This is a genomic window from Mucilaginibacter sp. (assembly GCF_028287845.1).
Lineage (GTDB): Bacteria > Bacteroidota > Bacteroidia > Sphingobacteriales > Sphingobacteriaceae > Mucilaginibacter.
In genome coordinates, this window is the sequence record NZ_JAQBOW010000099.1 from 42,405 (window position 1) to 53,406 (window position 11,002).

Annotated in this window: 10 protein-coding genes; 7 read left to right on the top strand and 3 right to left on the bottom strand. The window is 40.1% G+C overall.

Annotated features, from left to right (window positions below; all coding sequences use genetic code 11):
* Positions 1-49: 49 nt before the first annotated feature.
* The gene (locus tag JWP71_RS09610) at positions 50-745 is read right to left on the bottom strand and encodes a LytTR family DNA-binding domain-containing protein (RefSeq protein WP_299499106.1); all 696 of its coding nucleotides are present in this window, start codon (positions 743-745) and stop codon (positions 50-52) included.
* 665 nt (positions 746-1,410) lie between these two features.
* On the opposite strand from JWP71_RS09610, the gene JWP71_RS09615 reads away from it, so the two are divergent.
* The 7 genes from JWP71_RS09615 to JWP71_RS09645 all read left to right on the top strand — a co-directional run bounded on the left by JWP71_RS09615 (position 1,411) and on the right by JWP71_RS09645 (position 9,982).
* Positions 1,411-2,121, top strand: a complete 711-nt coding sequence (locus JWP71_RS09615) for a 3'-5' exonuclease (RefSeq protein ID WP_299499108.1) — start codon at positions 1,411-1,413, stop codon at positions 2,119-2,121.
* A gap of 1 nt (position 2,122) precedes the next feature.
* Positions 2,123-3,814, top strand: a complete 1,692-nt coding sequence (locus JWP71_RS09620; RefSeq protein ID WP_299499110.1) for an ABC transporter ATP-binding protein — start codon at positions 2,123-2,125, stop codon at positions 3,812-3,814.
* Between the two features lie 97 nt (positions 3,815-3,911).
* Entirely contained in the window at positions 3,912-6,050 is a 2,139-nt protein-coding gene (rnr, locus tag JWP71_RS09625; RefSeq protein ID WP_299499112.1) for a ribonuclease R, read from the top strand.
* A gap of 106 nt (positions 6,051-6,156) precedes the next feature.
* Positions 6,157-7,131, top strand: coding sequence for a polyprenyl synthetase family protein (locus JWP71_RS09630; RefSeq protein WP_299499114.1), 975 nt, complete (start codon positions 6,157-6,159; stop codon positions 7,129-7,131).
* Positions 7,132-7,133: 2 nt separating this feature from the next.
* Positions 7,134-7,859, top strand: coding sequence for an energy transducer TonB (locus JWP71_RS09635; RefSeq protein ID WP_299499116.1), 726 nt, complete (start codon positions 7,134-7,136; stop codon positions 7,857-7,859).
* A gap of 50 nt (positions 7,860-7,909) precedes the next feature.
* Entirely contained in the window at positions 7,910-8,320 is a 411-nt protein-coding gene (locus tag JWP71_RS09640) for an energy transducer TonB (protein ID WP_299499118.1), read from the top strand.
* A 117-nt stretch (positions 8,321-8,437) separates the two neighbouring features.
* Positions 8,438-9,982: a hypothetical protein gene (locus JWP71_RS09645; protein ID WP_299499120.1), complete on the top strand. Its 1,545-nt coding sequence runs from the start codon at positions 8,438-8,440 to the stop codon at positions 9,980-9,982.
* Between the two features lie 233 nt (positions 9,983-10,215).
* Here the strand turns inward: JWP71_RS09645 and rpmA are convergent, their stop codons facing one another.
* Both rpmA and rplU read right to left on the bottom strand, forming a co-directional pair.
* Entirely contained in the window at positions 10,216-10,665 is a 450-nt protein-coding gene (gene rpmA / locus JWP71_RS09650; protein WP_299499123.1) for a 50S ribosomal protein L27, read from the bottom strand.
* Between the two features lie 47 nt (positions 10,666-10,712).
* Positions 10,713-11,002: 50S ribosomal protein L21 (rplU, locus tag JWP71_RS09655; RefSeq protein WP_299499125.1), on the bottom strand; the 290-nt coding region annotated here is incomplete at its 5' end.

The window sequence follows — 11,002 nt, forward strand, 5'->3', positions numbered from 1 at the left end:
TCGTTAAGCGGGCAAAACTTGTCGTTGAAACGGCAAATCTTGTCCGGCGCTAGAATATATTCATACGATTATTTAATACTTTCCGATAAGCATCAGCCACCGGCAAAAACTGACCGCCAACCACCAGTCCGCCTTCCTGTAGTGTATCAATTTTCCCCAGGGCGACAATATATGACCGGTGCACCCTGATAAATTTCGATGCCGGGAGTCGTTCTTCCGCCAATTTCATGGTGCAATGAATGGTATAGCTTTTTTGCGGTGTGTTAAATTTTACATAATCGCCCATAGCTTCCGCATAAAGAATATCATCCACTTTCAATTTGCGCACTACGGTGGAATCCCTTACAAAAATGAATTCATCATTGGTAAAACGTATCTCTTCTTTTTTACTGTCCAGTATTTCCCTGGCCTTGTTTACTGCCTGCAAAAACCTTCCTGGACTCACCGGCTTTACCAGGTAATCAACTACATTTAGTTCAAACGCCTCCGCCGCATATTCCTTTTTTGAAGTTGTAAAAACGATCAGCACATCGTTATTGCCGAGATTCCTGGTCAGCTCAAGACCATTCATGCCCGGCATTTCAATATCAAGAAATAAAAGATCGACGCTGTCGGCCTGTAAATGGTTAAAGGCCTCGATCGCACTGCTGCATTCGCGGATAACATTCAGGCCCGCAACCTGGCTTGCAAGGTGGTTGAGCGTTGTCCTTGCTATCGGATTATCATCGATTATTAAACATGTCATCAATTGTAAGCGTTTGTTTGGCAGGGTTATTTGTAATATACAGGATTCAGCGATTAGTCTTGCCTGTTCAACTAATTCCGGATTCCGTAGCTTTTGGCGTGGCCCGATTTCAAATCAACAAACAAAATGCTGTGAGCAACAATCAAATACATTAAATGTATGAAATTAAAATCGATTTTAACGAAATAAAATATTTGCCAAGCGCTTCAAATCTTCAAAAAAGTGGTTCGATTTTAGTCCTGTTGGAACTTCAGGTTGTAAAGTCCTAAAATAGTTTACACCTGGTCTTATACAGATATAGGTTTACACTTTTTGAATAATCCAAATGATAAAAAAAGTGTTTCATTAGGTGTTTCACCCCAAATTTTCAAAAATCGAAAAAACAACATAAAATACTAATTATAAGCAACTTATATACATTTACCTAAAGTATTTGTACTGTTTCAAAATGTTTCACTCATTTTGTCAAAATACTATATATCAATAGGTTATCCTAAAATAGTGTTTCATGTGTTTCACAAATTTGTGAAACACTTTTGTGCCGACGCCGAATTAAGCAGTTGGATTTAAATACGCATACCGTCAAACTGCTGTCAGTAGATTTATATTAGTTTAATAGTTCACGCGCAATTATTATATTGGCTGTGCTATAATTATCTATCCGGATGCTTGAACAATACGATCTGAGTAATTTACTGGTGTTAGACATTGAAACCGTGCCCCAATACAGCACGCACGATGAACTGCCAGACCATTTTAAAAAACTCTGGGACCTAAAAACCCAAAATCAACGCAAAGAAGAAACCGCCGAAGCATTTTACGAGCGCGCCGGCATCTGGGCCGAGTTTGGTAAGATCATCTGCATTTCGGCAGGCGTATTTACGGGTGGCAAGAACCATCCCGGCATGCGCATAAAATCATTCGCCGGGCATGATGAGAAAGAATTACTGGAGAGGTTTTCAAATATGCTGTCCGGGCAGCCCGCAAGCCTGGTATTGGTAGCGCACAATGGTAAGGAGTTTGATTTTCCGTACATCTGCCGCCGTATGCTGGTAAACGGACTTAAACTACCTGTGCAATTAGAAATAGCCGGTAAAAAACCCTGGGAGATCAACCACCTCGACACCATGGAACTATGGAAGTTTGGCGATTATAAAAGTTATACCTCATTAAACCTGCTTACCGCTATATTTAACATACCAACGCCAAAAGATGATATTGACGGCAGCATGGTTGGCTCGGTTTACTGGAAAGAGAACCAACTGGAACGCATCTGTACCTATTGCCAGAAAGATGTAGTAGCTACTGCCCAACTGTTAAGGCGCTACCGTGGCGAAGAATTAATAGTAGATGACAACATTACTATGGTAGGTTAATATGCTCAGCGTAAATAAGCTCACTATTCAGTTTAAAACCCCAAACGGTTTATTTGATGCGGTTAAAAGCATCAGTTTCAATCTTGCCAAAGGCGAAACCATTGGCGTTGTTGGCGAATCGGGTTCGGGTAAATCGGTTACCTCACTTGCGCTGATGCGTTTACTGGATAAGAGTAATTCAGTAGTTAACGGGCAGGTAACTTTAGGCGATATTAACCTGTTTGAGTTATCTGAAGACGAAATGCGCGCCATTCGCGGTAATAAAATGGCCATGATATTCCAGGAACCGATGACATCGCTTAACCCGGTGTTAACTTGTGGTTTCCAGGTTACCGAAGCCATACAGCTGCATTTAGGCTCAACCAAAGCCGAAGCAAGGAATCAAACCATAAAGCTGTTTGAAGAGGTGCAACTCCCCCGCCCTGAAGCGATATTTGATAGTTACCCGCACCAACTATCCGGCGGACAAAAACAGCGGGTACTGATAGCTATGGCACTATCCTGTAACCCCGAAATACTAATTGCAGATGAACCCACCACCGCCCTTGATGTAACCATACAAAAAACCATCATCGATCTGTTAAAAAAGCTAAAAGCCGAACGTAGCATGAGCCTGATATTCATATCGCATGACTTGGGCGTAGTTAGTGAAATAGCCGACCGTGTGCTGGTGATGTATAAAGGCAAAGTTGTTGAGGATGCGCAGGTAAAAACCTTATTTAAAGACCCGCAGCATCCTTATACCAAAGGCTTATTAGCTTGCCGTCCATCAGTTAAATATCACCTTAAAAAGCTGCCTGTAATTGCCGATTTTATGAGTAGCAACACAACTATTGAACAAATACGCCAAGAATACACCTATCCCAAAAAAGAAATAACAGAACGTAAAAAGAAACTATACAGCCAGCAACCGTTATTAAAGATCAATGATTTGAGTACTTGGTTTCCGGTTAGTTCGGGCATTTTTGGTCAGTCAAAAAACATGGTCAAGGCAGTAAACAAAGTAAGCTTTGATGTTTACCCCGGCGAGACATTGGGTTTAGTTGGCGAATCGGGCTGCGGAAAAACTACCCTGGGCCGAAGTATTTTACGATTGATAGAACCAACATCTGGTAACATAAATTTTGAAAACACTGATCTGCGCGGCCTGAACAAAAATGATATGCGCCGTATGCGGCGCGATATCCAGATCATTTTCCAGGACCCCTACTCCTCGCTCAACCCCCGCTTAACCGTTGGCGAATCAATTATGGAGCCTTTGCAAGTACATGATTTTTACGATAACAATACCCAACGAAAGAAAAAAGTACTGGAGCTACTAGAGCGTGTAAACCTGCTGCCCGAACATTTTAACCGTTATCCGCATGAGTTTTCGGGCGGGCAACGGCAACGGATAGTAATAGCCAGGGCGCTGGCCCTGCAACCTAAATTCATTATCTGCGACGAGTCTGTATCGGCTTTGGATGTTTCTGTACAGGCACAGGTATTAAACCTTATACGTGAACTCCAGCAAGAATTTAATTTGACCTATATTTTCATCTCACATGATCTATCTGTGATTAAACATATCTCAGATCGTATGATGGTCATGAATAAAGGCCAAATCGTTGAAATTGGTGATCCGGATGAGATTTATCTTCATCCAAAAGAAGAATATACCAAACGGTTGATTAATTCAATTGCTGAGATTTAATGCAGAAGTATGAATGCCGATGATAAACTTCCGCAATTGGCATTCCGACTTCCGCATTCATCTTTTCCGTATCTTTACATAATACTTAATACTATCTATGTCTAACAAAAAGAAAAAAAGCTCTACAATAGACCAGGTGCTAACGCAAATGGTTCTTGATATATTCGAACAGAATGCCAATACTCCACTAAACTACAAACAGGTTTCGGCCAAGCTAAATGTGCGCGATCCTGATGCAAAAAATACCATATATGATATTTTAAAGGAAGAAAGCTTTAAACAGGTTTTAAAAGAGGTTTCTCCCGGCAAATTCCAGTTATTAGAATTAAAAACATTTATCGAAGGTAAGGTTGACCTCACTAATGATGGCTCGGCATTCATCGTTACTGATGACCCGGACGAGACCGACATTTTTGTAGCTCCGCGTAAACTGCGTAACGCCCTAAACGGCGACCGTGTTAAGGTTTATGTTTATGCTATAAGTAAAGGCAAACGCCAGGAAGGCGAGGTAATAGAAATATTGCAGCGCGCTAAAATGGAGTTTACAGGTATAGTTAAACTATCAGAACGTTTTGCCTTTTTCATTCCTGATGACCGCAAAATGATGCATGATATATTTATACCGATGAGCGAGCTTAACGGGGCAAAGAATGGCATTAAAGCGGTTGCAGAAATTACTGATTGGCCCGCGCAGGCTAAAAACCCGGTTGGCCGTATTAAACACATTTTAGGCACACAGGGCGAGAATGATACCGAAATGAACGCCATCCTGGCGGAATATGGTTTTCCTTTATCATTTCCTGCCGAGGTTGAGCATGATGCCGAAGCGATATCAGCAGATATAACATTACAGGAAACAGCAAAAAGACGCGATTTTAGGGAGGTTATCACATTTACTATTGATCCTTTTGATGCAAAGGATTTTGATGATGCACTATCATTTAAAATTTTAGAAAATGGCAATTATGAAGTTGGCGTACATATAGCAGACGTATCACACTATATTATACCGGATTCGGCCTTAGATAAAGAAGCCTTTGACCGTGGAACCTCGGTTTATTTGGTAGACAGAGTTATTCCTATGCTCCCTGAGCGCTTATCAAACGGGTTATGTTCGCTGCGCCCTAATGAAGATAAGCTTTGCTTTGCAGCCGTATTTGAGCTGGATGAGCAGGCCCATATTGTTAACCAATGGTTTGGTAAAACGGTTATCCATTCCAACAGGCGCTTCACCTATGAAGAAGTGCAGGAAGTTATAGAAACCAAACAAGGAGATTATACCAGCGAAATATTAAAATTAAATGAGTTGGCTTATATACTGCGCGATCGTAAATTTAAAAATGGCGCCATTAGTTTTGAAACTACCGAAGTGAAGTTCATGCTGGATGAAAAAGGAAAACCAACCGGCGTATATGTAAAAGAACGTAAGGATGCACATAAGCTAATAGAAGATTTTATGCTATTGGCTAATCGTAAAGTTGCCGAATTTGTAAGCAATAAAAGCAAAGGCAAAAATAAATACACCTTTGTATATCGTGCTCATGATTCGCCTAAACCCGAATCATTAGCCAATTTTGCGCAGTTTGCTGCCAGGTTTGGATATAAGATCAATACCAAATCTGATAAAGAAACGGCTAAATCTCTTAATTTTTTGATGGAGGACGTAGAAGGTAAAAAAGAACAAAATGTATTAACCCAACTGGCCATACGATCAATGGCGAAAGCTATTTATACCACCAAAACCAGTAGCCATTATGGTTTGGCATTTGATCATTATACACACTTCACCTCTCCCATTCGCCGTTACCCAGATGTAATGGTGCATAGGTTATTGCAGCATTATTTAGATGGTGGACAGTCGGTTAACGCAGATCATTATGAAAAAATGTGTCAGTATGCATCGCAAATGGAGAAAAAAGCCGCCGATGCCGAACGCTCATCAGTTAAATACAAACAGGCAGAGTTTTTAAAAGACCAGGTAGGTAATATTTACAGCGGTGTAATATCAGGCGTTACCGAATGGGGCATGTATGTAGAAATAATTGAAAATAAATGCGAGGGTATGATTCGTTTGCGTGATATTTCTGATGATTTTTATACTTTAGACGAGAAAAATTATGCCATCATCGGTCAGCGTAAAAAGAAAGTTTATCAGCTGGGTGATGAGGTGAAAATACGGGTTAAAAACGTCGATCTCACTAAAAAGCAAATTGATTTTTCGTTAGTACAGGATTAGTTTGCAGTTAATTAAGTTGGATTAGGTTGATTAAGTTAAATAAGCTTGGTTAATAATAAATCAAGCAACCACTTAACTCAATCAACAATTCACCATTCCACAAAAAATGAAAGAACTAAAAGATTTACAGCTGCTAATTGATAATGCGGTTACCAAACTTACCTATCCTGTCTATCCTGCCGAATTGTATGAGCCTATAAGCTATATCTTAAAAATGGGTGGCAAACGCATGCGCCCAGCGCTGCTTTTAATGGCTTGCGATCTGTTCGGCGGCGATGTTGAAAAGGCCCTTCCCCCTGCCCTTGCTATAGAGGTATTTCACAACTTTACTTTGATGCATGATGATATAATGGACAATGCGCCATTACGTCGTGGCAAAGCAACTGTACATGAACGCTGGAACCAAAACGCGGCCATACTATCAGGCGATGTAATGTTGATTGAAGGTTATAAGCTGATGATGCAGGTTGAGGATCGTTTACTGCGCGTTATACTTGATATTTTTAATAAAACAGCTGTGGGTGTTTGTGAGGGGCAGCAGCTGGATATGGATTTTGAAATGCGTAATGATGTAAAAATAGACGAATATATTTACATGATACGCCTTAAAACCGCTGTGGTATTAGGTGGCGCTTTAAAAATAGGATCGATATTAGGCGGAGCCGATATGAAAGATGCTGAATTAATAGCTGATTTTGGCGAGAACTTAGGCTTAGCCTTTCAATTGCAGGATGATATCCTGGATGTTTACGGCTCGCCCGAAAAATTTGGCAAACAGGTTGGCGGCGATATTATATCCAACAAAAAAACTTACCTGCTTATAAAAACGCTTGAATTAGCTAACGATAAGCAAACTGCCGAACTAAACTACTGGATAAATTTAAAACAGTTTGATCAGCAGGAAAAAGTAGAAGCCATTACAGCAATATACAGCGCTGTACAGGTAAGACAATATGCAGAGACAGCCATGCATGCTTATGCCGATAAAGCCTTTGGAGCTCTTGAAAAAATCAATCTGCCCGAAGAAAATAAACAATACCTGCGTGATTTTGCAGATGGGTTAATGGTGAGAGAAAATTAGCCATGAAAAATATTTATTTAACGGTACTATTTATTTCGGTATTCATTTTTGTTGTACAAGCGCAGGACACCACAAAAAACAGTGGTTTAGTTTATACATTTGTTGAAAAACAGCCTGAATTTCCCGGCGGACAAAGTGTATTTATTAATTTCTTATCCAAAAATCTTCAATACCCGACAGATTCGTGGAATAAGCATATAGGCGGAAAAGTTATTGTATCGTTTATCGTCGAAAGAGACGGAAGCATTAGCAATGTAAAAATATTACGTCATGTTGCCGACGATTTGGATGCTGAGGCTATAAGAGTAATCAACATATCTCCTAAATGGTATCCAGGTATAGAAAAAAACAGTCCCGTTCGCGTAAGCAATGCTGTACCGATAACCTTTACCCCTCCTCTTAAAAGAGATACCACAACTATACTGGATACGCTAAAATACCAACAAGTTGAAAAAACACCTCAATACCCGGGCGGACTTGAAGCGTTATATAAATTCATTAATAAAAACCTACAAGGCAGAGATAATAAAGGCAAAGTTATTACATCTTTTGTAGTTGAGAAAGATGGAAGTATATCAGATATAAAAGTGGTTAAAAGTCTATCAAAGACAGCTGACACTGAAGCTATCCGCGTGATTGGCTTAATGCCCAAGTGGGAACCTGGTATACAGGGTGGAAGACCTGTAAGAGTTATGTATAGCGTCCCTATAAATTTCTCAATGAATTAATAAGTATAATATTTATAAGAAATCGTTAACTTTATGTAAGTAGTGATTACATGAAGAAGATCTTATTTATTCTTATCGTTATTGCTTTCGCACTTAAAACCCAAGCGCAGGTCCAAGCCATAACCTCGCCAGATCAAGACTCAATTTTCACCACCAATATTGATGTAGCACCCGAATTTAAAGATGGTATGGATAGGTTCTATGCCCGTTTGCATCGTATCGCCTACACATTTACAGACAGGTTTAGGGAACACCAGGGCCGCGTAATTGTAATAATGGTTATAGAAAAGGACGGCAGCATATCTAACCTAAAGGTATTACACGGCTTTTCTGAAAAACAAAACCATGAAATATTAAGGGTTATAAAAAGGTTAAATAAATGGAAGCCAGGTATGCGGTCTGGAAAACCGGTACGTGTATTATGTTCTATCCCGATTGATTTTAAGCTGATAAAGTCTTAGATTTTAAATTACTTAAATTCAGATAACGTCTGAATAATCGTATCAGCTTTTTTACGGCTTCGTAGTATGGTATACTAATTAGATTTAGCATATTTATATTTCCAATATAAACCAAATATGAAACCAAAAAAGCGATCAACGGCTGCTTCGGCTGATGGCAAAAATTCGCGTCGTGTATTTATTAAAAACAGTGCGACGCTGGCCGCATTGGCTGCTGCCGGTCCGCTTATTAATGTATCAACACTTTTTGCTGCCACAAAACCGGGCAAAGACATGATCAACGCCTTGCAGGTAGGTGCCAACTCATTTGTAGAAGAAGGTGTTGATAACGTATTGGATATTTTGCAAAACCGCGGATCTATCAATACCATATTTTTAAACACGTTTACTTATGGCACCGGCCTTGCCAGCCGCATGATTACCGGCAATCCGTTCCCGGATCACGGTCCGCAGGAGCCTGATAAAAACTTTCATGGCGGTAACTACGCCATACCTCATGCAAAATACTATAAAAATACAGTACTAAAAGATACCCAATCACCGGAATATGGCGACCGTGACATTGTAGCGGAAGTATTAAAAGCATCAAAAAAACGGGGCATGAAAGTATTTGCCACTATTGAAGATCAATGGCGCAATGATGTGCCCGGAATAGATGAATGCCGCGAGATAGACCTGTTGGGCCGTAAAGCTGTAACGCTGTGCCTCTTCAATCCTAATGTACGTGAGTTTTGGACGGCCCTGGCAACCGATACCTGCACATCGTATGATGTTGATGGTATTGTAGTGTTTAATGAGCGTAACGGACCGCTGTTAAACGCGCTTGGAGCGAGTCATATTGTTACTAATATTGATCCCTCAAAGTCTACTTGTTTTTGCAATTATCACCAGCAGGAAGCAAAGAAATATAACATCAATTTTGAGCGGGCAAAAGAAGGCTATCACAAGCTGGATGAATTTGCTAAAGCAGCATTAAAAGATCAAAGACCAAGTGATGGTTATTATGTAGAATTTCAGCGTATTATGCTGGAGTATCCGGAGATAGTGGCCTGGGATAAACTGTTTGATATTGGCAAACACCAAATTGTTGATGATGTTTACAAAGCGGTAAAAGCCATAGGCAAAAAGCAATTGGTTGGTTTACATATTGAGCATGTAAATTCATTTAATCCGTTTTTTAGAGCTACCAGGGATTATGAAAATTTGGCTCAGCGCGTAGACTTTTTAAAAGTAGTTATGTATAATAACGTAGGCGGCGAGCGTTATGCCAGGTTCATCCATAATATCGCGTCGACCATATTCAAAGATGTGCCGCCCGAAGAATTGATGCGTTTCAATAATCACCTGCTTGGTTATAGTGAAAAAGAGGCTGCCTTAGACAAGTTAGCTATGGAAGGATTATCTGCTGATTATGTTTTCCGCGAAACCCAACGAGCCATTGCCGGTGTAAAAGGTAAATGCCCTATCCTGCCCGGTATTGATATTGGCATCCCGGTAGGTAAAAAAAGTCACCAGCAAACGCCCGATGACGTTTACAATGCTACGCTTGCTGCTTATAAAGCAGGTGCCAACGGCGTAATCCTATCGCGTAAATATTCTGAAATGAAACTGGAGCAAATAGATGCCGCCGGACGCGCGATACGCGAGGCTATGAAAGGATAGTATGAAAGGATAGTATGAAAGGATAGTAGAAAGGATAGTATGAAAGGATAGTATGAAAGGATAGTATGAAAGGATAGTATGAAAGGATAGTATGAAAGGATAGTATGAAAGGATTTGTGAAGTTTTAAAACTTCACAAATCCTTTCATACTATTTAATTGTACACATTAATTGTACACAAAAAAACCCGTATCACAATGATACAGGTTTTTTTAATATTATAAGCTTTGCTAATTACTCAGCTGCAGGTGCTTCATCAGTATCTGCAGCTTTCTTTTTAGGAGCTGCTTTTTTCTTTGGAGCTGCAACTTCTTCAGCTACAGGCGTTGCTGCTACTTCCGCAACAACAACAGGTGCTTTTTCAACAACCGGTTTAGCTGCTGCTTTTGCTTTAGGTGCCGGTGCAGCATCTTCTGCTACGGGTGCAACTGCAAAAGGAATTACAGATACGTATGAACGGTTGTCTGCTTTCTTTTTGAAAACTACTTCGCCTGCTGCTAAAGCAAATAAGGTATGATCTCTGCCGATACCTACATTAAGGCCCGGATTGTGTTTAGTACCACGCTGACGAACGATGATATTACCTGCAATTGCCGGCTGACCACCAAATATCTTGATACCTAAACGTTTGCTATGTGACTCGCGGCCGTTTCTTGAACTACCGGCCCCTTTTTTGTGTGCCATTTCTTATATTTTTATGAAACTAAAAAAGCTTCGTTTTAAAAATCTGATTATAAAGTTATACCGGTTATCTCGATCTTGGTAAATTGCTGACGGTGACCGTTTTTCTTTTTGTAACCTTTTCTTCTTTTCTTTTTGAAGATAATTACTTTATCACCTTTTAAATGAGACACGATCTTAGCTGATACTTTAGCGCTTTTCAAATCGGTTCCCAATTTGAATTTACCTTCGTTTTCTGCTAACAACACATTGTCAAATTCAATACTAGCGCCCTCGTCACCTTGTAATCTGTGTACAAAGATCTGCTGGTCTTTAGCAACCTTAAATTGCTGTCCTGCTA

Excerpts from the sequence above, each read along its gene's own strand:
- JWP71_RS09610 (WP_299499106.1), bottom strand. The coding sequence starts at position 745 with ATGACATGTTTAATAATCGATGATAATCCGATAGCAAGGACAACGCTC.
- JWP71_RS09615 (WP_299499108.1), top strand. The coding sequence starts at position 1,411 with ATGCTTGAACAATACGATCTGAGTAATTTACTGGTGTTAGACATTGAA.
- JWP71_RS09620 (WP_299499110.1), top strand. The coding sequence starts at position 2,123 with ATGCTCAGCGTAAATAAGCTCACTATTCAGTTTAAAACCCCAAACGGT.
- rnr (WP_299499112.1), top strand. The coding sequence starts at position 3,912 with ATGTCTAACAAAAAGAAAAAAAGCTCTACAATAGACCAGGTGCTAACG.
- JWP71_RS09630 (WP_299499114.1), top strand. The coding sequence starts at position 6,157 with ATGAAAGAACTAAAAGATTTACAGCTGCTAATTGATAATGCGGTTACC.
- JWP71_RS09635 (WP_299499116.1), top strand. The coding sequence starts at position 7,134 with ATGAAAAATATTTATTTAACGGTACTATTTATTTCGGTATTCATTTTT.
- JWP71_RS09640 (WP_299499118.1), top strand. The coding sequence starts at position 7,910 with ATGAAGAAGATCTTATTTATTCTTATCGTTATTGCTTTCGCACTTAAA.
- JWP71_RS09645 (WP_299499120.1), top strand. The coding sequence starts at position 8,438 with ATGAAACCAAAAAAGCGATCAACGGCTGCTTCGGCTGATGGCAAAAAT.
- rpmA (WP_299499123.1), bottom strand. The coding sequence starts at position 10,665 with ATGGCACACAAAAAAGGGGCCGGTAGTTCAAGAAACGGCCGCGAGTCA.